Below are 23,876 nucleotides of genomic sequence, written 5' to 3'. Positions count from 1 at the left end.
GCCCGGTTCCCTCACGGGGACGAGTTCTACCGGTCCGACCGCGCCGACACGAGCCACGCGGTCGCGCCCGTGTGTCGCCGTCCGGCCGCGGCACCGCGCGGTGACGTCCGCGCGCCCCGGCGACACCCCTGTCCGTCGATCGGCCGGCCCCGGCGTCACCCCCCACACCGGCCGTCCGGCCGACGGTCCGGGACGGCCGGCGGAGAGACGCTTCTCGTGTCAGACGAACACCCCCGACGGACACCGGCCGCCAGACCGATTCCGACCGCAACACCCCGAGGAGCCCACCATGAACATCGTCACCAGGTCCGTCGCCGTCGTCCTCACCGCCGCCGCCCTCGGCGGGCTCGGGGCCGGGGTCGCCTCCGCCGCCACCCCGGCCGACACCCCGACCCACGCCGCCGTCGCCCAGGCCGTCGCCGGTCAGCAGAAGCTGGGCGGGTCGATCTCGGACTTCCAGGTCGCCAACGGATCGACCCACTACCAGCTCGAGCTCCTCGGGACCTCGGACCCGTCGGATGCGAACGGCACCTGGGACGTCACGGCACCCAGCGGCTTCGTCCTCACCCCTCGCACCGCCGCCAACGACATCTTGCTCAACACCACCGGGAAGACCGCCGTCCAGGGCGTCCTGCAGTTCTTCGTCGTCGACAAGAACACCGGTGAGACCGGCTACTTCGACGCCACCCTCGCCTGGCTCGACAACGGCAGCAAGCTCGGCGAGCAGGTCGTCAAGATCGGCCCGAGCACGTGGCCCGGCACCCACCCGGTCGACGCCCCCGCCGGCGTCAAGATCAACGTCGGCCCGAACTACCTGTCGATCGTCGATGCCGGCTGAGCACGGCCACGACGAGGCCGGGCGGACCCCCGCCCGGCCTCGTCGTGCGCCCGCCCGATGTCCGCGGCGCCGGGGACGGTCCCGCGCCCGTCCACCGGCGCACGGTCCCGCGGGCGCGCGGCGCCTGCACCGGCGGTGGGCCTCAGGCGGCGGGCATCGCCGCGGCCGAGCGGCGCCGGGTGGCGTGGCGCTGGGCGGCGAGGGCGGCCAGCCCGAGCACGACCACCATGACCCCGTACCCGGCGGCCGTGGCCTGCAGGCCGACCGACGTGGCGGCGAACCCGGCGACGACGGCGGGGATGCTGAAGGCCAGGTAGGAGATCGTGTACGCGACGGCGAACAGCGCACCGCGCTCGTGCGGGGCGGCGATCCGCGCGTAGGTCCCGAAGGTCCCGAGTGCCGCGGCCCCGAACCCGACACCGGCGACGACGGTGCCGAGCGCCCCGACGAGCCCGAGCCCGACGTCCACGCCGACGAGCGCGATCGCAGTACCGACGGTGACGAGTACGGCTGCGACGGTGAGCAGCCGGTCCAGCGGCCACGCCCGCAGCAACAGCGAGGTCAGCGCGCCGGGTGCGCACAGCAGGACGACGACGAGCCCGCCGACGAGGTGGTTGTGCACGCCGAGGACCTCGGCGGCCACGGACGGGCCGAGCGAGAAGAACAGCCCGCTCAGCGACCACGAGGCGAGCAGGATCGGGACCAGGGCGAAGACGTCGGCGCGCAGGTGGCGGGGAACCCCGACGACGGGCCGCAGCGACGCGAGCGCCCCGGGCACGCGCGCGGACGTCTCGGGCATGAACGCGACGGCCACGACGGCGATCACGAGCAGCACCAGGAACACGGCGAACACGAGGTGGGTGGGGGCCGGCGCGTACTGGACGAGGGCACCGGCGCCGAGCGAGCCGACGCCGAGGCCGGCGACCGGCGCGACGCTGCTGACGACACCGGCCCGGGAGGGCTCGTGCGGCGGGGCGGTGTCGACCAGGGCGGCGGAGAGCGTCGTGAGGGCGGCGCCGGTGGCCAGGCCCTGCAGCGCGCGGGCGAGCAGCAGCACGGGGACGCCGTCGGCGACGAGGAACAACACGAACGCGACGGCTTCGAGCGCGACGGCGGCGACGAGGATCGGGCGACGGCCGATGTGGTCGGACAGGCCGCCGACGACGAGGAGCGAGCCGAGCAGGCCGATGGCGTAGACGGCGAAGACGACGGTCAGCGTCGTCGGGGTGAAGCCCCAGGCCTGCTGGTAGACGACGTAGAGCGGGGTCGGGGCACCCGCGGCAGCCATGAACAGGACGATGACGGAGGCGACGACGGGGAAGGTGCGGGCGCGGCTCAGTCGTCGTGACGAGGTCGCGGCGTCGAGGTCGACGGGTGGTGCGGTGGCGGACATCCCTCTCCAGACTGCAGCGATCATTGCGTTAGAGACTACGGCGTCAACGCAGCGATCGCTGCAATAATGCCGTCATGGCTTCACACACGGTGGACACCACCCGTTCGGACGCGACCGGGGTCCCGCAGTCCCGGCCCGGCGGCCGGTCCGCGCGCGTGCGCACGGCGGTCCACCGCGCCGTCATCGAACTGCTCTCCGAAGCACCGGCCGAACACCTGACGATGCCCGTCATCGCCGCCCGCGCGGGCGTCCACCCGACCACGGTCTACCGGCGCTGGAGCTCGCTCGCCGAGCTGCTCGCCGCCGTGGCGGGGAGCCGGTTCACCGACGATCTCGTCGTCCCCGACACAGGCTCACTGCGCGGCGACCTGCGACAGTGGGCCACCGACGTCGCCACCGACCTGACCGATCCCGAGACGCTCGCGATCATCCGCGCCACCCTCGGCACCGGCACCGGGGGCGGGTGCGCGTGCGTGCTCGAGCGGCACACGCAGCTCGGGTCGATGCTCGACCGGGAGCGGGAGCGCGGTGGCGCGGTGCCGTCGGTCGACCGGGCCGCCGACATGCTGCTCGGCCCGCTGTACTTCCGGGCGCTGTTCACCGAGCAGCCCGGCGACGCCGCGTGGGCCCGCGACCTGGCCGACTCCCTCGTCGACCACTGCACGACGGCCGAGGCGGACGCCGGCGGCGGCAGCGGCAGCAGCACTGCCTGACCTACCGAGAGCGAGACCACAGCGCCTTCTTTGGATCGAGTCCAGAAAAGAGCTAAACTGGAACCTGTCCAGAAAAGAACCGACTCGCTCCGAGGAGGCCGACCACCATGAACACCGACCGCATCGGCACCGACCTGCAGGACACCCTCGTCGAACTCACCGACCTGGCGCTGCAGGCCAAGCAGCTGCACTGGAACGTCACCGGCCCGACGTTCCTGTCGGTCCACGAGCAGCTCGACGCGCTGACCGACGAGGCCCGCGCCGCGGGTGACACCGTCGCCGAGCGGGCCGTCGCACTCGGACAGCCTGCCGACGGCCGCGTCGCGATCGTCGCCAAGGAGACGCCGCTGCCCGAGGCCCCCGACGGCCGGCTCCACGCCGACGCCGCGATCGCGCACACCGTCCGCGTGCTCGACGTCGTGATCGAGCGGACCCGCACCCGGATCGACCGGCTGGGCGCGCTCGACCCGGTGAGCCAGGACCTGCTCATCGGCATCGTCGCCGGGCTGGAGAAGCAGCGGTGGATGTTCGACGCGCAGCAGGCCTGACCAGCCGTCTGCGCTCCGGCGGGTTGCGGGCCACCGGGCCGCGCGTCGAGGTCCTCGGCGTCCTCGAGGACCTCGGTGGCCACCGCACCGCCGACGAGGTGCACGACGCACTCACCGCCCGGGGCGGGCGGGTCCCGCGGTCGAGCGTCTACAACGCCCTGGCCTCGCTGGTCGGGGCGGGCCTGGTGCTCACCGCGGACGCCGGCCCCGGCGCCGTCCTCTACGAGACCGGGCGCGAATGGCACCACCACTTCGTCTGCCGCGTCTGCCATCGGGTGATCGACGTGCCCTGCTCCGCAGCCGCGCCGCCGTGCCTGGCCGCCGATCCGGGTGTCGGGGAGGTCGAGGAGGTCCAGGTCGTCCTGCGGGGCGTCTGCACGGCCTGCCTCGACCCGTCCGGGCCGGCCTGAACGAGCCCCTCGCGGGCGATCGATCGGGTAACAGGCCGGTGACCAGGCACGTCACGAATAGGTCACCGTCTCTTTTCGAGACATCCGGCCCGCCGTTCGGGGGTGACGATGCGTCCGGGCCACCGCACAGCCGGTGCGGCCGGTCCACATCGTCACCCACGATCGTCGTTCAGATCGTCGCTCCTGAAGGCTCCGCGTCCACGGTGTCCGCGCACTCCATGGCACGCCCGTCCTCGCCGTACTCACGAAGTACTCACCGCTGCAGTACCGAACTCAACGAGGAGATCCGGTCATGACAGTCGAGAACGAGGCTCAGGCTCCCGTCGCCGAGGCGGCGGCACCTGCCGCAGCCCCAGCCGGCAACCCGTCATTGTTCGCGCTTCCCTGCTTCCTGGTCGGGAGCATCACGCTCGGCCTCTGGCTCGTCGGCTACCTGCCGCTGACGCTGCCCGGCGGCCTGATCCCCGCCGTCTTCTTCGCCTCCGGCATCGGCGTGCTGCTGTCGGGCCTGTGGGCCGCACGCATCGGCCAGAGCGCCGTCGCCGGCATCTTCGGGATGTTCGGTGTGTTCTGGCTGAGCTTCGGGTTCATGGTGATGGGCCTGGTCAACGGCTGGTTCGGGGTGTCGGCCACCGACGCCACCGCCGCCGCCTCGCAGATCCAGTCCCTGCAGGCCACGTTCCTGATCTCGTGGCTGGTCGTGCTGGTCGTCGTCACGCTGGCGACGATGCGGCTGCCGCTCGCCTTCACCCTGCTGTTCGTGTTCGTCGACATCGCCGTCGCGCTGGTGCTCGCCGGTGTGCTCGGTGGCTCGACCGCGATGTTCACCGGCGGCGGGATCGCCGTGTTCGTGTTCTGCCTGATCGGCATCTACCTGTTCTACGACGCCATGAACCAGGAGCTGGGTGGCCGCGCGTTGCCGATGGGCGCGCCGGTCGTCAAGTAGAGACTCCGGGTGCGGGTCCTGCGATCCAGGGCCCGCACCCGGCACCAACCCGCGCCGGCGGCTCACCACCGCCGGCGCCACCCCGCCTCCGGGATCGACACCGCCAGGATCGACACCGCCCGGATCGACACGCGCGGGATCAGCGCAGTCGCTCTGCCACCCAGGCCGCCGTCGCGAGCAGCTCCGCCTCCCGCCCGGGGTGCCCGACGAGCTGCAGCCCCAGCGGTACACCGTCGGCCGTCGCGAGACCGGGAACCCCGACCGCGGGCAGGTTCATCAGCTGGAACGGCCGCGACATCGTCGGCAGGCCGGTGGCGCCCAGCCCCTTCGGGGCGGGACCGGGGGCGGCGGGCAGCAGGATCGCGTCGGCCTCGCCGAGCATCCCGGTGACCAGGTCGCGCTGGGCGGTCGCCCGGGCCAGCGCCGCCGAGCACGCCGCCCCGCTGAGGGTCGCGCCCCGCTCCAGCATCTCCCGCAGGATGTCGCTGAGCTGCTCGGGTGCCGACGCGAGCTCGTCGCGCATCGAGCGTGCGGACTCGTACTCCATCACCGTCACGTGGTCGTCGGCGAGCGGGCCGAGCCGCAGCCTCGCATCGGTGATCCGCGCGCCTGCCGCGCCCACCGCCGTCGCGGCGCGCTCGAGCGCGTCGGCCATCTCGGTCTCGACGGGCCCGAGCTCGTCGCCGCGCATCAGCAGCAACGTCGGCGCGTCGGTCCGTGCCGTGGGCACCTCCGGCAGGCCGCCGACGGCCGTGCGGACCAGCGCGAGATCCTCGACGGTCGCCGCGAAGAACCCCGCCGTGTCCAGTGACGGGCACATCGGGTTGACGCCGTCGTAGGGCAGCGCACCGACCGGCGGTACGTAGGAGGCGATGCCGCAGAAGGCGGCGGGCCGGGTGACCGACCCGGCGGTCTGGGTGCCGACGGCGAGGGGTACGACCCCGGCCGCGACGGCGGCGGCCGAGCCGCTCGACGATCCGCCCGGGGTCCGGGACAGATCGCGGGGGTTGCGCGTCGGGCCGGGGCGGAAGTAGGCGAACTCGGTGGTCACCGTCTTGCCGAGGACCACGGCGCCCGCGTCGCGCAGCCGGGCGACGACCCAGGCGTCCCTGTCGGCCACGCGACCCGCGCGCAGCGGTGATCCGCACTCCGTCGGCAGGCCCGCGACATCGACGATGTCCTTGATCCCGACGGGGACGCCGTGCAGCGGGCCCCGGTGCGGTCCGGCGTCGAGGCGGCGGGCCTCCGCGCGCGCGGCGTCGGCGGCGACGGTCACCCAGGCGTGGATGTCGGGTTCGGTGGCGGCCAGGCGCTCCAGCGCCTCCTCGACCAGCCGGGTTGCGGTGGTGGAGCCGTCCACGACGGTGCGGGCGGTCTCACGCAGGGACGCGGTCACGGCTGTCGACATTACGCCCGCACGACGGTGCGGGCCCGCGACTCCGCGGACCCGCACCGGTCGTGGCGTCGGCGCAGCCGCCTAGTGCACGACCGCCTTCTCGGCACCGGCGCCGGTGAGCGACCGGACCTCCATCTCGGCGTAGCGGGCCTTGTCGGCCTTGTGCTTCGTCAGGACGGTCCCGAGGAAGCCCAGCAGGAACGACGCCGGGATCGAGATCAGGCCCGGGTTGTCGAGCGGGAACCAGTGGAAGTCCACGCCCTGCAGCATGGACGGGCTCTTGCCCGTCGCCGGGTCGACCGGCTTTCCGGACACGACTGGCGAGAAGATGATCAGCACCAGGGTGATCGTCAGGCCGCCGTAGATGCTCCACAGCGCGCCACCCGTGTTGAACCGCTTCCAGAACAGCGAGTACAGGATGGTCGGCAGGTTCGCCGAGGCGGCGACCGCGAAGGCCAGCGCCACGAGGAACGCGATGTTCTGGCCGTTGGCCAGGATGCCGCCCGCGATGGCCACGACGCCGATGACGACGGCGGTGCGCCGCGCGATCTTCACCTCGGTGTGCTGGGCGTCGTCGACCTTGCCGTGCTTGATCACGTTGACGTAGATGTCGTGGGCGAACGACGCCGACGCAGTGATCGTGAGCCCGGCGACGACGGCCAGGATGGTCGCGAACGCGACCGCCGCGATCAGGCCCAGCAGGACCGTCCCGCCCAGCTCGTAGGCGAGCAGCGGGGCCGCCGAGTTGGCGGCACCGGGTGCCTTCTTGATCGTGTCGGGGCCGACGAGCGCGCCCGCGCCGTAGCCCAGGACCAGGGTGAACAGGTAGAACAGGCCGATCAGCCAGATCGCCCAGACCACCGAGCGGCGGGCCTCCTTGGCGGTGGGCACGGTGTAGAAGCGCATCAGGATGTGCGGCAGCCCGGCGGTGCCGAGCACGAGGGCGAGGCCCAGTGACACGAAGTCGAGCTTGGTCAGGCCGGACTTGCCGTACTGCGCACCCGGGTTGAGCAGCTTCTCCCCGCCCTGGCCGGCGCGCTCCACGGCACCGCCCAGCAGCTGGGACAGGTTGGCGCCGTACTTGGCGAGCACCCAGAACGTCATGACGCCCGCCCCGGCGATGAGCAGGACGGCCTTGATGATCTGCACCCAGGTCGTGCCGCGCATGCCGCCGATCAGGACGTAGGCGATCATGAGGACGCCGACGACCGCGATGACGATCGACTGCCCGGTCTTGGACTTCACGTCGAGCAGGAGCGCGACGAGCCCGCCCGCGCCGGCCATCTGGGCGAGCAGGTAGAAGAACGACACCACGAGCGTCGAGGTGGCCGCGGCCGCGCGGACGGGGCGCTGGCGCATCCGGAACGCGAGGACGTCGCCCATGGTGAACCGACCGGTGTTGCGCAGCAGCTCCGCGACCAGCAGGAGCGCGACCAGCCAGGCGACCAGGAAGCCGATGGAGTAGAGGAAGCCGTCGTAGCCGTAGAGCGCGATGGCGCCGGCGATGCCGAGGAACGACGCCGCGGACAGGTAGTCACCGGAGATCGCGATGCCGTTCTGGGGGCCGGAGAACCCCCCGCCGGCGGTGTAGAAGTCCTTGGCGCCGCTGCTCGCGCGCCGGGAGACCCGCACGACGATGGTCAGCGTGACGATGACGAAGACGGCGAAGATGCCGATGTTGAGCCACGGGTTGCTGCCTTCGACCCCGCCGGCGGACTGAGCCAGGTTCATCGCCCGCTCCCCTCGATCTCCTCACGGATGGCGGCCGCGGGCGGGTCGAAGTTCTTGTCGGCCCACTTCACGTACCAGGTGGTGATCGCGAAGGTGGTCACGAACTGCAGCAGCCCGAAGATCAGCCCGATGTTGATGTTGCCGACGACCTTCGTCGCCATGAACGCCGGCGCGTAGCTGGCCAGCAGGACGTAGAGCAGGTACCAGACCAGGAACGCCGCGGTCAGCGGGAAGACGAAGCGCCGCAGCCGGCGGCGCAGCGACTGGAACTCGGGACTGGCCTGGACCGTTTCCCAGTCGGTGTGCGCGGTCCCCTCTGCCGGGGGTGGTGACTCGGTGGTGCTCACGCTGCCTCCTCGCAGGCCTGCCGGTCGACTCCGGCGTGAAGGAAAGCGGCACCGGTGACCGACCGGAAGTAACGCGCGACACACACCTCACCGCGACGACGAACGGTCCACGAGCGGTCCCGTTCCGCGACGAACGGTGGCGTGGGTCACGCCCGGGTCTCGTCCAGGTGGAGGCGCAACATGGCCGACTCGGCGCCCGCCGGGGGCCGGTCGCGCAGCGAGACACCCACCATCGTCAGGAACGCGAGCGGTACCGACCACAGCGCGGGCTGGGCCAGCAGCAGTGCCGCGACGCCGGGTGCGGGCCGGATCAGCAGGCTCGCCGCCATCCCGCCCGCCGACGCGGCCAGCCCCACCCCCATGCCCACGAACGCGCCGCGCACCGTCAGCCGCCGCCACCAGATCCCCAGCACGAGCAGGGGGCAGAACGTCGAGGCCGCGACCGCGAAGGCCGAGGTCACGACGGCCCCGACGTCGACGCGGGCGGCGAGCAGCGCGATCGGGACGACGACGGCCGCGGCCACCAGCGCGGTGAGCCGCAGCCGGCGCAGCGACCCGGGCAGCAGGTCGTGCGAGACCGCGCCCGCCAGGGCCAGCAGCAACCCCAGCGACGTCGCGAGGAACGCCGCGAAGGCCCCCGCCGTCAGCAGCCCGGTGAACACCTGACCTGCGGTGCCGTCGTCGACCCGCCCCGGCAGCTCGACGACCGCGGTGTCGGTGGCCCCCGACAGGTACAGCTCCGGCATCAGTACGCCGCCGAGCAGCCCGTACACCCACGTGAACAGGTAGAACGCGCCCAGCAGGCCGACGGTGATCGCCGCGGTCCGCCGCGCCGAGCGGCCGTCCGGGCTGGTGTGGAAGCGGACGATGACGTGTGGCAGCCCCATCGTCCCCAGCGCGGTCGCGACCAGCACCGACCACGTCGCGAGCAGGGAGTGCCCCGAGCGGTCGGAGTCGAGCAGCGGGCGCTGCCAGTCGTCGCTGCCGGGCAGGGCGGCGCCGCGGATGCGCGGCACGTCGGCTCCCGCGGGGAAGACCCAGCGGGCCTGGCCGGGGACCACGTAGGTCCCCGGTTCGAGATGCACCGGCACCGGCCCCGTGTCGGTGTCGGCGACGACCGTCATCGACGTCGGTACCTCGATGCGCGTCGGCAGCCTGAACTCGACGGGGGTGTCCGCGGCGAACCGGCTGAACTCCGCCGGGTTCAGGGCCTCGTGGCGGGTCTGCGGGCCGACCGCGGTCATCAGCCACACCGCCGGGACGATGAACAGCAGCAGCTTGAGGACGAACTGGAAGGCCTGCACGTACGTCGCCGCGCGCATCCCGCCGAGGGCCAGTGTGACGCTCACCGCCGCCCCGGAGACGACGACGCCCACCCAGTACGGCAGGCCGCTGACCGCCATCAGCACCTGCCCGGCGGCGGTGAACTGCGGCACCAGGTAGAGCCCCGCGATGACGAGTACGACGACCGCGCAGAACCGGCGCAGCGCGGGCGAGCCCAGCCGCGCCTCGGCGAAGTCGGGCACGGTCAGCGCGCCGGTGCGCCGCATCGGGGCCGCGACGAACAGCAGCATGGCCAGGTAGCCCGCGGTGAACCCGACCGGGTACCAGAGCGCGCCGACACCGTTCTTGACGACGAGCCCCGCCACCCCCAGGAACGACGCCGCCGACAGGTACTCCCCCGACACCGCGGCGGCGTTGAGCGTGGGCGAGATCCGGCGGGACGCGACGAGGAAGTCCGACGTCGAGCGCAGGGCCGCGACGCCACGGGCCCCGATGAGCAGCGTCGCCAGCACCACCGGGAGGGCCGCGAGCGCGATCACGGAGCGCCGTCCTCCGCGAGGTCGTCCGCTCGTTCGACGCGCTCGGCCCGGCACAGCTGCCGCCACGCCATCAGCGCCAGCACCGGGTAGGGCAGCACCGCGACGGCCAGCCAGCTGACGGGCAGCCCGAACAGCCGCGGCCGGATCAGCTCGGGGACGGCGTCGAGCAGGATCGGCAGCCCGACGAGCAGCAGCGCGAGCCCGGCCAGCCCGACCAGCGCGAGCCGCAGCTGCGCCAGGCGGAGCCGTTCGGCGCGGTCGCGCTCGGTCGCCGACAGCCGCGGCGGTGGCGAGGACACCCCGCCGCGGCGGGCGGTGAGCACGACGGCGGTCTGCGGGCTGGCGACGGTGACCCGCCGCGCGCGGCTCACCACGACGCCCTCACGGCGCCGATCATCGGGCCCCCCGCAGGTCGCCGCGCATCGCGGCGTCGAGCAGGAGGTCGCGCAGCGCGCGGGCGTGCCTGCGGCTCACCGGGACGTCGCCGGCGTCGGTGTGGGCGAGCAGCCCGCCGCCGCTGTCGCTGCGCAGCTCCAGCACCGAGCCGGCGTCGAGCAGGAAGCTGCGGTGCACCCGGGTGTAGCCGTGGTCGGCCCAGTGCTCCTCCAACCGTGAGATCGGCATCCGCAGCAGGTGGGACCCGCCGCGGGTGTGCAGGCGCACGTAGTCGCCCTGTGCCTCGACGAACCGCACGTCGTCGCGGCGCACCCAGCGGGTCCGGCCACCCAGCTCCACGGGCACCGCGGCGAGCTGGTCGACGGGCTCGGCGGTCCGCGCGCCCGCGGCCTGCTCCTCGCGCGAGGCCCCCGCGACGCGGCGGATCCGGGCGAGGGCCCCGTCGAGACGTTCCGTCGACACCGGTTTGAGCAGGTAGTCCAGGGCGCCGACGCCGTAAGCCGACACGGCGTGCTCCTCGAACGCGGTCACGAACACGATCTCCGGCGGGCGGGCCAGCCGCGACAGCAGCGACCCCAGCTCCAGCCCGTCCATGCCCGGCATCGAGATGTCGAGGAACGCCGCGTCGAACGGGCCGTCGCGGTCGGCGGCCTGGATCAGCCGCAGCGCCGTCACCGCGTCGCCTGCCGGGACGACCTCGCGCACGCACGGCGACTCGCGCAGCATCCCGCACAGCTCGTCGAGTGCGGGCGCGACGTCGTCGACGACGAGGACCCGCAGCCGCTCGGCCATCAGAGCGCCACCACGCCGGGCGCGAAGCGGGGCACCCGCACGACGATCCGGGTGCCCGCGCCCTCGGCCGTCTCGATGACCAGGCCGTACTGCGGCCCGTACACCGCCCGCAGCCTGCGGTCGACGTTGGCCAGCGCGAGCCCGGACCCCCGGCCCTCGCCGGCGAGCGCCGCGCGGGCGTGCTCGGGGTCCATCCCGGGACCGTCGTCCTCGACCGCGATGACGCAGTCCGTGCCCTGTGCCTCTCCGCTGACCTGCACCGATCCGCCACCCTCGATCCGCTCCACACCGTGCTGCACGGCGTTCTCCACGAGCGGCTGCAACGTCAGGAACGGCAGTGCGACGGGAAGCACCTCCGGTGCTATCCGCACCTGGACCCGCAGCCGCTCCCCCAGGACTGCCCGCGCCAGCTCCAGATACGCCTCGATCGCACGGAACTCCCCCGCGAGCGTCGTGTACTCGCCCCGGCGGGCCAGGTTGTGCCGGATGTACTCGGCGAAGTCACGGATCAGCTCGCGGGCCCGGTCGGGGTCCGAGCGCACGAACGCGGCGATCGTCGTCAACGCGTTGTAGACGAAGTGCGGGGAGATCTCCGCGCGCAACGCCCGCAGCTCCGCCCGCTCCGCCGCCTCCGCCGACGACTCCAGCCGGCTGCGCGCCAGCGCCTCCCCCGTCCATGCCGCCGCTCGGCGCGCCGCGGCCGCCGGCACGGCGCCGACGACGACCAGCACCCCGCCCGGCTCGCCGCGCACCGGCAGCGGCAACGCCAGCGTGCGGCCGGCCCGCCCGGCGCGGTGCCCGTCGCGACGCACCTGGTCGAGGAGACCGACCGCCCCCTCGTCGGGACGACCGGCCCACGCCGGCGGCCCCGACATGCCCGCGAGACCGACCGCGTCGGCGTCGAGCAGCCCGCGCAGCCTGCGCGCTGCCGCCCCGGCCCGGTCGGGGGTGAGCCCGCCCCGCAGGTCCTCGGCGATCGCCTGGCCCACCGCCAGCACCGCCATCGCGTCCGACGCCGGGAGCCGCCGCGGCCGCCACCGGCGCCGCCGCCGCCCCGCGACCTGTGCGGACGGGTCGGGATCCGCCCCGGCGGAGGCATCGTCGCCGACGACGCGCTTCGCCCCGGTCGCGTCCACGGCGTCACTGTAGTGACCGCCACCACCGCGGTGGGGTCCCGCGCATCACCCCCTGCCCGCCACCCCGGTAGGGGATGGGCCGGGCGACGGCGGACGGCAACCTCAGGACACGGCCCGGGACGCGCCGTGTGCGCTGCCCTGTCCTCTGTTCGTGCTCGATCCTGTCTCTTGTCCGACTCGGCTGCGGGGAGAAAACGCAATGCTCGCCGACCGTACGACGCTCGCCCGCTTCCTCAACGACGAGCGGCGCCGCCACCCGGACGCGGTGGGCGACCTCAACTCGCTGCTCCTCGACGTCGCGATCGCCTGCAAGGCCATCGCGGGCCGGGTCGCCCACGGCGCTCTCGAGGGCGTGCTCGGCGCCCAGGGCACCGTCAACGTCCAGGGTGAGACCCAGCAGAAGCTCGACGTGCTGTCCAACGACATCTTCATCCGCGCCACGGAGTGGGGCGGGCAGGTCGCCGGCATGGCGTCCGAGGAGCTCGACGACCCGTACGAGATCCCGGCCGAGTTCCCGCGGGGCAAGTACCTGCTGGTCTTCGACCCGCTGGACGGGTCGTCGAACATCGACGTGAACGTGTCCGTCGGTAGCATCTTCTCGGTCCTGCGGTCACCTGAGAGCGCGGGCGGCAACCCCACCGCCGACGACTTCCTGCAGCCCGGCACCACGCAGGTCGCCGCCGGCTACGCGATCTACGGGCCGTCGACGATCCTGGTGCTCACGGTCGGCCGTGGCACGCACGCCTTCACCCTCGACCCGCGGCTGGGCGAGTTCATCCTCACCCGCGAGGACATCCGCATCCCGGACGCGGCATCGGAGTTCGCGATCAACGCGTCCAACCGCCGCTTCTGGGAGCCCGCGGTGCGCCGCTACGTCGACGAGTGCCTCGCCGGCCGGTCGGGTCCCCGTGGCAAGGACTTCAACATGCGCTGGGTGGCGTCGCTGGTCGCCGAGACCCACCGCATCCTCAGCCGCGGCGGTGTCTTCCTCTACCCGCGCGACACGAAGGACCCGGCCAAGCCGGGCCGCCTGCGCCTGCTCTACGAGGCCAACCCGGTCGCGTTCATCATCGAGCAGGCCGGCGGCGCCGCGCACACGGGCCACGAGCGCATCCTCGACGTCGTGCCCAGCGAGCTGCACCAGCGCATCGCGCTCGTGTTCGGCGCGGTCGAGGAGGTCGAGCTCATCGCGAAGTACCACGTCGAGAACGTCGACACCGACGTGGACACCCCCTTCTACGGCACCCGCGGGCTGTTCCGCACCGCGAACTGACCGCCGAAGCGAACGGAGACACGATGTCGAGCAAACATCCCATCATCGCCGTCACCGGGGCCTCGGGCGCCGGGACGACCTCGGTCATGCGGGCCTTCCAGCAGATCTTCCGCCGCGAGCACATCGACGCGGTGAGCGTCGAGGGTGACAGCTTCCACCGCTACGACCGCGCGGAGATGAAGGTCGCGATGGCCGAGGCGCACGCCCGCGGCGACCACAGCTTCAGCCACTTCGGCCCGGAGTCCAACCTCTTCGAGGAGCTCGAGGAGCTGTTCCGCACCTACGCCGAGTCGGGTACCGGCAAGGTCCGCAAGTACCTCCACGACGACGAGGAGGCCGCGCCGTACAACCAGGCGCCCGGCACCTTCACCCCGTGGACGGACCTGGCGCCCGACTCCGACCTGTTGTTCTACGAGGGCCTGCACGGCGCCGTCGTCACCGACAAGGCCGACGTCGCGCAGCACCCCGACCTGCTCATCGGTGTCGTCCCGGTGATCAACCTCGAGTGGATCCAGAAGCTGCAGCGGGACAAGATCCAGCGCGGCTACTCCACCGAGGCCGTCACCGACACGATCCTGCGCCGGATGCCGGACTACGTGAACCACATCTGCCCGCAGTTCTCGCGCACGCACGTGAACTTCCAGCGGGTCCCGATGGTCGACACGTCGAACCCGTTCATCGCGCGCACGATCCCGACGGCCGACGAGTCGATGCTGATCATCCGCTTCGCGAACCCCAAGGGCATCGACTTCTCCTACCTGCTGTCGATGCTGCACGACTCGTTCATGTCGCGGGCCAACACGATCGTCTGCCCGGGCGGCAAGTTCGACCTCGCGATGCAGCTGATCTTCACGCCGATGATCTGGCGCCTCATGGAGCGTCGCAAGCAGGCCGTCGGCGCCTGATCTCGCGGCCACGTCGCACGGAGCGGCCCCGCCCGGTCATCCGGGCGGGGCCGCTCTGCGTCCAGACCCGCGCGCAACCTCACGGTCGTCGCGGCGCCCGATCACGACCGTCAGGTTGCGCGCGATATGTCGTCCCGGTCGCACGCGTCGTCCGGAACTGCTGCGCGCTCGTCATTGTCGATCATGGCGGCCCGCGGATATGCTCGCCGCCGGTTCCAGGCCCGCCGCACCCCCTCTGCGACGAACCGGTGCCACGCAGTACCTCTCGGCATTGGCACGACGAGCGCCTCCGCACGCCGTGCTGCCTCTGTCGGTGACCTCCGGCGATGCCCGCCGCCCTCGGCGGTCGCACCGCCGACGGGTCGTGTCCAGTACACCGCCGTATGGGCAGTTCGAGAGAGGTGTGTCCGTCATGCGCTCTGTTCCAGGACGCCGCGGGGCTCCGGGACGCGGCCGGGGATCACGGCTGGCCGCCGCGGTCGCCGGCATCGCGGCCGTCGTCCTCCTCGCGACGGCGTGCGGGTCGGACGGCGGCGCCACGGCCGCCGCGACCAACCCCGACCGGCTCGACTCGTCGCAGCCGTTCGGCGGCGACCCCGCCGAGGAGGGAGCCCCGAAGGCCGGCGGCAACCTGATCGTCGGCATGTACACGGAGGCGCGCTCGTTCGACCCGGTCGTCGGCTCGAACCTGATGGCCTCGGCGGTGTACGACTCGTTGCTCAAGATGGACGACAAGGGCGTCGCACGGCCCTACCTGGCGCAGTCGATGGACAGTCCCGACGCCGGCACGACGTGGGTCATGAAGCTCCGGCCCGGTGTCACGTTCCAGGACGGGACCCCGTTCGACGCCGCCGCCGTGATCTTCAACGTCACGCGCCAGCGGGACACCCCCACCGCGCTGGGCAAGCTCTACACCGAGCCGATCGCGTCGATGACCGCGACCGACGACCTGACGATCACGTTCACCCTCAAGCGCCCCACCGCCACGTTCCCGACGTCGTTCGCGCTGCCCTTCTCCTCCGGCAACCTCGGCACCATCGCCTCGCCGACGGCCGTGCAGAAGGAGGGCGCCGACTACGGCCGCAACCCGGTCGGCGCGGGGCCGTTCTCGTTCGTCCAGTGGATCCCGAACAACAAGATCGTCGTGAAGAAGTTCGACAACTACTGGGACAAGGGCAAGCCGTACCTCGACGGCATCGAGTTCCGCCCGATCCCCGACACCGACGCGCGCTACGCCTCCGTCGCCAACGGTGACATCGACCTCGACATCGGCGGCTTCTTCTCCGAGCTGCGCCGCGCGTCGATGGACAAGAACCTGGCCACCTACTGGGGCCCCGGCGGCGACGGCCAGTACCTCTACTACAACCTGACCAAGAAGCCGTTCGACGACAGGTCCGTGCGCCAGGCCCTGATCATGGCGATCGACCCGAAGGCGCTCGACGCGACGCAGTACAACAACGTCGGACAGCTGGCGACGACGCCGTTCGCCGAGGGCGACCAGTACTTCAGCCAGGCCGCGGCCGACACCTACCCGAAATACGACCAGGCCGGGGCGAAGAAACTGATCGACGCCTACAAGGCGGGCGGTGGGAACCCGGACTTCACCTACAACACCGGCAACTCCCCCGACGACCACCAGATGGGCCAGTTCCTGCAGGCCCAGTGGGCGGCGATCGGCGTGGACGTCACGCTGCAGTTCGACGACATCGCGACGTTCATCGGCCCGATCATCCAGGGCACGCAGTTCGGCACGGCGACGTGGATCAGCGGCCCCTACGAGAACCCGTTCCCGTTCATGACCAACCAGTTCCACACGGGCGGGATCAACAACTACGGGAAGTACTCGAACCCGCAGGTCGACGCGGCCCTCGACCAGGCGGCCGCCTCGGCCGACCCGGCCGCGCAGATCGCCGCCTACAAGAAGGCGCAGGAGCTGATCGCGGCCGACCTGCCGGTGATCTGGCTCTCGCGTGCGGCGAAGGCCGCGATCGCCCGCCCGAACGTGAAGGGCGTGTCGCGGTACCTGTCGAGCGAGCTGTTCTTCGCGGGCACCTGGAAGCAGTAGCCCGCCGGCCTGTGAGTGGGCCGGGGCCCCGCGCCCGCCTCCGGCGCCCGCCCGCTCACAGCGGGCGGGCGGCCCGTTCGACGATCCGGCGGAACCAGCGGTGGGCCGGGTCCGGGGTCAGGCGCTCGTGCCACCACACCCGCTCGACGAACGGCTCCAGCGGCGCGGGCGGGTCGAGGACGCGCAGGCCCAGCCGCGCCTGCAGCGTCCGGGCGAGCGTCTCCTGCATGAGCGCCATGTGCCCGGAGGAGGCGAGCAGGAACGGGACGGCGATGTAGCTGTCGACGCGCACCGCGACCGTCGGCCGGATGCCCAGGGCGGCGAGCTGCCCGCTGACGGGCACGACCGACGGGAACTCGGAGTCGCGGTGGTAGGGCACGACCCAGCCGGCGTCGCGCAGCTCGTCGAGGGTGAGGGTGTCTCCGTAGGGGGCGTCGCGGCCGACGACGCACACCCAGCGGTCGCGGAACAGCAGCGCCGAGCGGATCTCGGGGAGCCGGAAGCGGGCGGTGGCGGAGGAGACGACGGCGTCGACGGCACGGATGGTGCGGTCGATGCCGGCGGCGAGGGCCTCGCGGACCAGCACGATGTTGAGCCGCACGTGGGGTGCGCGGGCGCGGGTCTCGGCGGCGAGGCGTTCTCCCATGACGGCGATGGCGTAGTCGGACATGACGATCGTGAACTCGTGGTGGGAGGTGGCGGGGTCGAAGTCGGCGCCGGTGGACAGGAGCCGGTCGATGCCGTCGCAGACGGTCTCGACCTGGTCGACGAGCTGATGGGCGAGCGCGGAGAGCTCGTACCCGGCGCCCTTGCGGACGAGCAGCTCGTCGTCGAAGTGGCGGCGCAGCCGGGCGAGGGCGGCGCTCGCGGCGGGCTGGGAGACGCCGACGCGGGCAGCCGCGCGGGTGACGTTGCGTTCGCGCAGGAGCTCGCGCAGCACGACGAGCAGGTTGAGATCGAGACGGGCGAGCCTCGCCGACGAGGACGTCACCGCCCCATCACATCACGGCCGGAGCCGGGGGATGCGGTTCCCGGATCGTGCTGTGCCGGTATTCACCACGCTGATGGTGCGTCAGACGAATTCATTGTTTCCGTCACGTGAAAAGCCTGCGTTAGCGTCGAGGACGAAATCAGGCGGAATCCCGCCGACGTCACGAAATCGCTCCGGGACCGGACACGACCGTGCCTGGAACACAGCCGTGCCGGAACGGGGCGCGCCACGAGGAGGGCCGACGATGCTGTCGCACGCGGACAACGAGACCCTGTGCCGGGTCGGGCCGGGGACCCCGATGGGCGAGGTGCTGCGCCGCTACTGGACCCCCGCCGCGCTCAGCGAGGAGCTGCCCGAGCCCGACTGCACCCCGCTGCGGGTGACGCTGCTCGGCGAGAAGCTGGTCGCGTTCCGTGACACCACCGGCAAGGTCGGTCTGATCCAGGAGAACTGCCCGCACCGCGGCGCCTCCCTGTTCTTCGGCCGCAACGAGGAGTGCGGGCTGCGCTGCCCGTACCACGGCTGGAAGTTCGACACCGAGGGCAACTGCGTCGACATGCCGAGCGAGCCGCCGGAGAGCTCGTTCAAGGACCGGGTGAAGGCGAGGTCGTACCCGGTGCACGAGTCGGGCGGGATCGTCTGGACCTACATGGGCCCGGCCGAGACCATGACGCCGTTCCGCGACTTCGGCACCGAGACGCTGCCGCCGGAGCGGACGCTGGCGACGAAGCTCTACGCCGACTGCAACTGGATCCAGACGATGGAGGGCAACCTCGACACCGCCCACATCTCCTGGCTGCACGGGTTCTTCGCCGCGGGCGAGTTCTCCGACGACGGCACCGACAAGCCGGGCTACCCGTCGAACAAGGCGACGTGGCGGTTCTGGAGCCACGACCAGGCCCCGCGCATCGAGGTCGAGAACACCTGGTACGGCTACCGCTACGCCGGGCTGCGGACCACGCCCAACGGGCACACCAACGTCCGCATCACCGAGTACATCGCCCCCTACTCGACGATCATCGCCGCGATCCCCTACAACACCCGCCACCTGATGGTCGTCCCGATCGACGACCACAGCTGCTGGCGCTACAACTTCGACGCGCAGGTCGACGCCAACCCGCAGGGCCACGGCGGCGCACCGCTGCACAGCTTCAGCCCGTTCGAGACGCCGTTCACCCGCCGGGTCGGGGGCATCACCCCACGCGAGTACACCGCCGACAACGGCTACCGGCTCGACCGCGACGTCCAGCGCACCGAGACGTTCAGCGGGGTGGCCGACTTCGTCAGCCAGGACCTGATGGTCACCGAGTCGATGGGCAGGATCTACGACCGCAGCACCGAGCAGCTCGGCCAGCTCGACAAGGCCGTCATCCGGATGCGGCGCATCCTGCTCGGTGCGGCCAGGGCGCTGGAGGCCGACGGCACCGCCCCGCCCGCGCTGGCCGGGGACGGCCGGGACTTCACCGCGATCCGCGCCGCCGACAAGATCCTCGACGAGGGCGAGGACTGGCGCTACCTCGGCACCGACGACGATCCGGCCGTCCGCGAGGCCCTCGACTCGATCGGGCGTCACCTCCCGATCGCCGGTGACTGACGTCGTGGGGATCAGCCGGCTCAACCACGCCGTCCTCTACGTCCGCGACGTCGATCGCAGCGTGGCGTTCTACCGGGACCTGCTCGGGTTCCGGGTCGTCATGGACCGGCCCGGGCGGGCCGCGTTCCTGCAGGCCCCGGACTCGACGAACGACCACGACGTGGGCCTGTTCGCGATCGGTGACGGCGCCCACGACTCGCCCGCCGGCACCACCACGGTGGGGCTCTACCACCTGGGCTGGGAGCTGCGGACGCTGCGCGAGCTCGGGGAGCTGGCCGAGGTCCTGCGCCGCGGGGGCGCCCTCGTCGGCGCCACCGACCACGGCACGACCAAGAGCATCTACGCGCGCGACCCCGACGGCATCGAGTTCGAGGTGGCGTGGCTCGTCCCCGCCGAGCTCCTCGACGACTCGCACTACGAGGCGCGTATGCGCCGCGGGGTGCCGTTGGACCTGCCCGCGGAGATCGCGCGCTACGGCGCGGACACGCGAGGCGGTGTGGGTGTATCGACCCCGGCCCCGGCCGGGACGTGAGTCGCATGCCGCCGCCGCGGCCTGCGTGAGCAGTGATCACTGCCGGACTCGACGAGGAGTGGGTGGGCGCCATGCAGGTAGGAGCCGGACGACGGCGGGCACGCTTCGCCGCGGTGGTGGCCGCGGTCGCCGCGATGCTGCTGGTCGTGACGGGGTGCGGGTCGTCGGCGGGAGGGTCGGCCGCCCGGACCGGGCCCATCGCCGCGATCGACCCGTACGGCGGTGACCTCGCCGAGGAGGGCACGCCCAAGACGGGCGGCACCCTGATCCTCGGCGCCGACCGGGAGGCCGTCAGCTTCGACCCGACCGTGCAGAACACCAACATGGCGCAGAACGCCGTGTACGACTCGCTGCTCAAGCTCTCCCCCGAGGGCAAGGTCGAGCCCTTCATCGCGACGGGGATGACGACGTCGGACAACGGGACGACGTGGACGATGACGCTGACGCCGAACGTGACGTTCTCCGACGGCACCGCCTTCGACGCCGACGCCGTCGTCGTGAACACCCAGCGCCACATCGACAAGGCCACCTCGCCGGCGCACGCCTACGCGGCGATGATCGCGAGCATGCAGGCGGTCGACCCGCTGACCGTGAGGTTCACGCTCAAGTCGCCGCTCGCGTCGTTCCCGATCGTGTTCGCCCAAAGCGGGTTCAACGGCACCCTCGGCATGATCATCTCCCCGGCGGCGCTGCAGAAGTACGGCAAGGACATCGCCACCAACCCGGTCGGCGCCGGACCGTTCACCCTCACCAGCTGGGTCCGTGACTCCGCGATGACGTTGGCGCGCAACCCGAACTACTGGCAGCAGGGCAAGCCGTACCTCGACGGGCTGGAGTTCCGCCCGCTGCCCGACACCGAGACCCGCACGTCGTCGACGCAGAACGGCGACATCGACCTCGCGTTCGCCGACTACAACCAGGAGCTCGTCCGCGGCCTGAACAACCCGGACCTGCAGGTGTACTACGGCCCCGGGAACTCCGGCGAGTACCTGTTCTTCAACTTCACCAAGGCGCCGTTCGACGACCGCGGCATGCGCGAGGCGATCATCCGCGCCCTGGACATGAAGGCGCTCTCGGCCAGCCAGTACAACAACCGGCTGACGCCGGCGACCAGCCTGTTCGACCAGGCCAGCCCCTACCACACCCAGCAGGCCGCGGACCTGTGGCCGACGTTCGACCAGGCCAGGGCCAAGGAGCTCGTCGACGCCTACCGGGCCGCGGGCGGGAACCCCGACTTCACGTTCAAGACGACGACGAGCCGCCAGCCCTTCGCCGAGTTCGTGCAGGCACAGATGGCCGCGATCGGGATCGAGGTCGACGTCGAGACCTACGACCTGGCGCAGTACTCGTCGGCCGTCGTGCAGAGCGGTGACTTCCAGCTGAGCACCACGGTCGCGCCGCTGGACAACCCGTTCCCGGGGGCGCAGCGGCTCGTCGGCACCGGGGGCAGCGGCAACTTCGGGAGGTACTCGAACCCCGACGTCGACAGGTGGCTGGCCGACGCGGCCGTGACCAGCGACGACGCCCAGCGGACGAGGGACTACCAGCAGGTCGAGGACCAGGTGAACAAGGACCTCGCGGTGGTGTGGATCAGCCGGGCCTACCTGGCGACGATCACGAAGAAGGACGTGAAGGGCGTCGACCGTTACCTGTCCCGCGACATGTTCTTCGCCACGACGTGGCTCGACCGCTGACTCCCTGCTCCTGTGGATAGCGGCCACGCCGCCGCGCGCAACCTCACCGCTGCCGATGCGCATCCGGGCGACCGGGAGGTTGCGCCCGGCCCTGCGCGCGCAACCTCACCGCTGGTCCGGACCGGACTCGCGACCCTGAGGTTGCGCGCGGGTCGGTCAGAAGTTGCCGCGGCGGGCCTGCTCGCGCTCGATCGCCTCGAACAGGGCCTTGAAGTTGCCCTTGCCGAAGCCGAGCGAGCCGTGGCGCTCGATGAACTCGAAGAACACCGTCGGCCGGTCACCGACGGGCGCGGTGAAGATCTGCAGCAGGTACCCGTCCTCGTCGCGGTCGACCAGGATGCCGCGGGCGGCGAGCTCGTCGACGTCGACGTGGACGTCACCGATCCGGGCCCGCAGCGCCGGGTCGGAGTAGTACGACGCGGGGGTGGGCAGGAACTGGACGCCCCTGGCGCGCAGGGCGTCGACGGTCGCGAGGATGTCGTCGGTCGCGAGCGCGAGGTGCTGCACGCCGGGGCCGCAGTGGAAGTCGAGGTACTCGTCGATCTGGCTGCGCCTGCGCCCGCGGGCGGGTTCGTTGAGCGGGAACTTCACGCGCCGGTCGCCGCTGGCGACGACCTTGCTCATCAGGGCCGAGTACTCGGTCGCGATGTCGGCGCCGACGAACTCGGCCATGTTCGTGAAGCCCATGACGCGGGTGTAGAACGCGACCCACTCGTCCATCCGCCCGAGCTCGACGTTGCCGACGACGTGGTCGAGTGCCTGGAACGCCGGTGCGGCGAGGGCCGGCTCGTGCGCGGCGACGTATCCGGGCAGGTAGGGGCCGTCGTACCGGGACCTGTCGACGAGGGTGTGCCGGGTGTCGCCGTAGGCGGCGATCGCGGCGGTGCGGACGGTGCCGTGCTCGTCGGTGACGTCGTGCGGCGCGACGAGCACGGTCGCACCGGCCGAGCGGGCGTGGGCGATGCAGCGGTCGACGTCGGGGACCTCGAGCGCGATGTCGCGGACGCCGTCGCCGTGGCGGCGGTGCCGGTCGTGCAGGGGGCTGGTGGGGTCGACGCCGCCGGTGACGACGAACCGCACGTCGCCCGCGCGCAGCACGTAGGCGTGGTGGTCGGCGTTGCCGGTCTCGGGCCCCGAGTAGGCGACGAGCTCCATGCCGAGGACGAGCCGGTGCAGCAGCGCGGTCTGGGTGGCGTTGCCGACGACCCACACCACGGCGTCCCAGCCGGTGACGGGGAACGGGTCGCGGCTGTGGTCGTGGTCGACGAGGCCGAGCAGTCGGTGCAGCCGCTCCGGCGAGAGGTCGTGGTCGATGCTCATGACGCCTCCTCGGGTGTGCTGTGCGTAACCAGGACAGCGCGCGCCGGGAGAGGCCGCAACCGACCACGTGCACGCTGCACCAGCTGTGCAGAATGCGCGGCGGAAGCGGCGACCAGCTGTACATTCCGAACACATGACCGACCTGGACGCACTGGACGTCGACCTGCTCGCCGCGATGCGCGAGAACCCGCGCGCGGGTGTCCTGGAGCTGTCGCGGCTGCTGCAGGTCGCGCGCGGCACGGTGCAGGCGCGGATCGACCGGCTCGAACGCGAGGGTGTCGTCACCGGCTACGGGCCGGACGTCGACCTCGTCGCGGCCGGGTTCGGCGTCCACGCCTTCGTGACGCTGGAGATCGCCCAGGGCGCGCTCGACAACGTCGCCGCAGAGCTCGCGGCCCATCCCGCGGTGCTCGAGGCGTACGCGACGACCGGATCGTCGGACGTGTTGTGCCGGCTGGCGGCGTCCTCGCACGAGGACCTGCAGCGCACGCTGCTGGAGCTCAACCGGTCGGGGGTCGTGGCCCGGTCGACGAGCGTCGTCGTGCTCTCGCAGGTGGTGGCGCCGCGGACGCTGCCCTTGTTGCGCAGCCTCCCGCGGCAGGCGCCGCGGCGGGCGCCCGCCTACCGCGGGACGGGCGAGTCGTAGCCGTCGAGCAGCCGCCGGACGAGTTCCCGGGTCAGCATCAGCACGACGATCAGCAGCGTCACCGAGAAGAAGCCGCCGAGGCTGACGCGGGAGCCGAAGGCGAGGTCGACCGCCTCGAGCACGACGAACTTGCTGCCGAACAGCACCAGCCACAGCAGCAGCGCAGCACCCACCTTCCCGATCGGGGACGCCGCCTCGCGGAACCGGGTCTTCACCCGGTTCTTCGCCAGGACGACGACCTCGAGGACCCCCTTGAGCAGCACGGCCGTCAACAGGGAGAGGGTGAAGGTCTCGCTCACGACCGCCGGCAGGTACTCGACGAAGAGGTTGAGGACGACCACGTAGACGAAGACGTCGACCACCGCCGCCGCGGCGCGTCCAGGCATG

The 23,876-nt window shown here is 72.0% G+C and carries 23 protein-coding genes; 12 read left to right on the top strand and 11 right to left on the bottom strand.

What is annotated here, in order from left to right; all coding sequences use genetic code 11:
* The first annotated feature begins 289 nt into the window (after nt 1–289).
* The gene (locus AB7F12_RS26295) at nt 290–838 is read left to right on the top strand and encodes a hypothetical protein (RefSeq protein ID WP_428497578.1); all 549 of its coding nucleotides are present in this window, start codon (nt 290–292) and stop codon (nt 836–838) included.
* 142 nt (nt 839–980) lie between these two features.
* Here AB7F12_RS26295 and AB7F12_RS26290 read toward each other — a convergent pair whose 3' ends face one another.
* Nucleotides 981–2,231 (bottom strand): MFS transporter, encoded by a 1,251-nt coding sequence (locus AB7F12_RS26290; protein ID WP_428497577.1) that lies wholly within the window; start codon nt 2,229–2,231, stop codon nt 981–983.
* A 74-nt stretch (nt 2,232–2,305) separates the two neighbouring features.
* Here AB7F12_RS26290 and AB7F12_RS26285 point away from each other — a divergent pair, with 74 nt between their 5' ends.
* From AB7F12_RS26285 to AB7F12_RS26270, 4 genes are all read left to right on the top strand, one after another.
* Nucleotides 2,306–2,944 carry a TetR/AcrR family transcriptional regulator gene (locus AB7F12_RS26285; RefSeq protein ID WP_428497576.1) on the top strand — a complete coding sequence of 213 codons (639 nt, stop codon included), beginning with the start codon at nt 2,306–2,308 and terminating at the stop codon, nt 2,942–2,944.
* Nucleotides 2,945–3,051: 107 nt separating this feature from the next.
* The gene (locus tag AB7F12_RS26280; RefSeq protein WP_428497575.1) at nt 3,052–3,492 is read left to right on the top strand and encodes a Dps family protein; all 441 of its coding nucleotides are present in this window, start codon (nt 3,052–3,054) and stop codon (nt 3,490–3,492) included.
* The gene (locus tag AB7F12_RS26275; protein ID WP_428497574.1) at nt 3,465–3,902 is read left to right on the top strand and encodes a Fur family transcriptional regulator; all 438 of its coding nucleotides are present in this window, start codon (nt 3,465–3,467) and stop codon (nt 3,900–3,902) included. Before AB7F12_RS26280 ends, AB7F12_RS26275 begins: the two co-directional genes overlap by 28 nt.
* 292 nt (nt 3,903–4,194) lie before the next feature.
* Complete coding sequence (locus tag AB7F12_RS26270) at nt 4,195–4,848, top strand: acetate uptake transporter family protein (RefSeq protein ID WP_428497573.1); 654 nt, start codon at nt 4,195–4,197, stop codon at nt 4,846–4,848.
* Between the two features lie 139 nt (nt 4,849–4,987).
* Here AB7F12_RS26270 and AB7F12_RS26265 read toward each other — a convergent pair whose 3' ends face one another.
* From AB7F12_RS26265 to AB7F12_RS26235, 7 genes are all read right to left on the bottom strand, one after another.
* Nucleotides 4,988–6,244, bottom strand: a complete 1,257-nt coding sequence (locus AB7F12_RS26265; RefSeq protein ID WP_428497572.1) for an amidase — start codon at nt 6,242–6,244, stop codon at nt 4,988–4,990.
* Between the two features lie 81 nt (nt 6,245–6,325).
* Nucleotides 6,326–7,975 carry a solute symporter family protein gene (locus AB7F12_RS26260; RefSeq protein ID WP_428497571.1) on the bottom strand — a complete coding sequence of 550 codons (1,650 nt, stop codon included), beginning with the start codon at nt 7,973–7,975 and terminating at the stop codon, nt 6,326–6,328.
* The gene (locus AB7F12_RS26255; RefSeq protein WP_428497570.1) at nt 7,972–8,322 is read right to left on the bottom strand and encodes a DUF485 domain-containing protein; all 351 of its coding nucleotides are present in this window, start codon (nt 8,320–8,322) and stop codon (nt 7,972–7,974) included. Before AB7F12_RS26255 ends, AB7F12_RS26260 begins: the two co-directional genes overlap by 4 nt.
* 146 nt (nt 8,323–8,468) lie before the next feature.
* The gene (locus AB7F12_RS26250; RefSeq protein ID WP_428497569.1) at nt 8,469–10,145 is read right to left on the bottom strand and encodes a cation acetate symporter; all 1,677 of its coding nucleotides are present in this window, start codon (nt 10,143–10,145) and stop codon (nt 8,469–8,471) included.
* Nucleotides 10,142–10,516: a hypothetical protein gene (locus AB7F12_RS26245; RefSeq protein WP_428497568.1), complete on the bottom strand. Its 375-nt coding sequence runs from the start codon at nt 10,514–10,516 to the stop codon at nt 10,142–10,144. Before AB7F12_RS26245 ends, AB7F12_RS26250 begins: the two co-directional genes overlap by 4 nt.
* 22 nt (nt 10,517–10,538) lie before the next feature.
* Nucleotides 10,539–11,333, bottom strand: a complete 795-nt coding sequence (locus tag AB7F12_RS26240) for a LytR/AlgR family response regulator transcription factor (protein WP_428497567.1) — start codon at nt 11,331–11,333, stop codon at nt 10,539–10,541.
* Entirely contained in the window at nt 11,333–12,337 is a 1,005-nt protein-coding gene (locus AB7F12_RS26235) for a sensor histidine kinase (RefSeq protein ID WP_428497601.1), read from the bottom strand. Before AB7F12_RS26235 ends, AB7F12_RS26240 begins: the two co-directional genes overlap by 1 nt.
* A 331-nt stretch (nt 12,338–12,668) precedes the next feature.
* Here AB7F12_RS26235 and AB7F12_RS26230 point away from each other — a divergent pair, with 331 nt between their 5' ends.
* The 3 genes from AB7F12_RS26230 (at nt 12,669) to AB7F12_RS26220 (ending at nt 16,712) form a co-directional block, all read left to right on the top strand.
* Nucleotides 12,669–13,742: a class 1 fructose-bisphosphatase gene (locus AB7F12_RS26230; protein ID WP_428497566.1), complete on the top strand. Its 1,074-nt coding sequence runs from the start codon at nt 12,669–12,671 to the stop codon at nt 13,740–13,742.
* Between the two features lie 23 nt (nt 13,743–13,765).
* Nucleotides 13,766–14,647, top strand: coding sequence for a phosphoribulokinase (locus tag AB7F12_RS26225; RefSeq protein WP_428497565.1), 882 nt, complete (start codon nt 13,766–13,768; stop codon nt 14,645–14,647).
* Nucleotides 14,648–15,059: 412 nt separating this feature from the next.
* The gene (locus tag AB7F12_RS26220; protein WP_428497564.1) at nt 15,060–16,712 is read left to right on the top strand and encodes an ABC transporter substrate-binding protein; all 1,653 of its coding nucleotides are present in this window, start codon (nt 15,060–15,062) and stop codon (nt 16,710–16,712) included.
* A 55-nt stretch (nt 16,713–16,767) separates the two neighbouring features.
* Here the strand turns inward: AB7F12_RS26220 and AB7F12_RS26215 are convergent, their stop codons facing one another.
* Entirely contained in the window at nt 16,768–17,703 is a 936-nt protein-coding gene (locus AB7F12_RS26215; RefSeq protein ID WP_428516947.1) for a LysR family transcriptional regulator, read from the bottom strand.
* 244 nt (nt 17,704–17,947) lie between these two features.
* Between AB7F12_RS26215 and AB7F12_RS26210 the strand changes: the two genes are divergently transcribed.
* Genes AB7F12_RS26210 through AB7F12_RS26200 form a run of 3 tightly spaced genes read left to right on the top strand, consistent with a single transcriptional unit; the run spans nt 17,948 to nt 21,523 of the window.
* On the top strand, nt 17,948–19,297 hold the full coding sequence (locus tag AB7F12_RS26210) for a Rieske 2Fe-2S domain-containing protein (RefSeq protein WP_428497562.1): 1,350 nt from the start codon (nt 17,948–17,950) through the stop codon (nt 19,295–19,297).
* A gap of 4 nt (nt 19,298–19,301) precedes the next feature.
* Entirely contained in the window at nt 19,302–19,829 is a 528-nt protein-coding gene (locus AB7F12_RS26205; RefSeq protein ID WP_428497600.1) for a VOC family protein, read from the top strand.
* A 32-nt stretch (nt 19,830–19,861) separates the two neighbouring features.
* Complete coding sequence (locus AB7F12_RS26200) at nt 19,862–21,523, top strand: ABC transporter substrate-binding protein (protein ID WP_428497561.1); 1,662 nt, start codon at nt 19,862–19,864, stop codon at nt 21,521–21,523.
* Between the two features lie 156 nt (nt 21,524–21,679).
* On the opposite strand, the gene hppD is transcribed toward AB7F12_RS26200, so the two are convergent.
* Nucleotides 21,680–22,843 (bottom strand): 4-hydroxyphenylpyruvate dioxygenase, encoded by a 1,164-nt coding sequence (gene hppD, locus AB7F12_RS26195; RefSeq protein ID WP_428497560.1) that lies wholly within the window; start codon nt 22,841–22,843, stop codon nt 21,680–21,682.
* A gap of 133 nt (nt 22,844–22,976) precedes the next feature.
* On the opposite strand from hppD, the gene AB7F12_RS26190 reads away from it, so the two are divergent.
* On the top strand, nt 22,977–23,489 hold the full coding sequence (locus AB7F12_RS26190) for an Lrp/AsnC family transcriptional regulator (RefSeq protein ID WP_428497559.1): 513 nt from the start codon (nt 22,977–22,979) through the stop codon (nt 23,487–23,489).
* Here AB7F12_RS26190 and AB7F12_RS26185 read toward each other — a convergent pair.
* The gene (locus AB7F12_RS26185; RefSeq protein ID WP_428497558.1) at nt 23,465–23,875 is read right to left on the bottom strand and encodes a hypothetical protein; all 411 of its coding nucleotides are present in this window, start codon (nt 23,873–23,875) and stop codon (nt 23,465–23,467) included. The genes AB7F12_RS26190 and AB7F12_RS26185 overlap by 25 nt on opposite strands.
* Nucleotide 23,876: the final 1 nt, after the last annotated feature.

Source organism: Pseudonocardia sp., assembly GCF_050250275.1.
Lineage (GTDB): Bacteria > Actinomycetota > Actinomycetes > Mycobacteriales > Pseudonocardiaceae > Pseudonocardia.
This window is presented reverse-complemented; position numbering and strand designations above follow the sequence as displayed.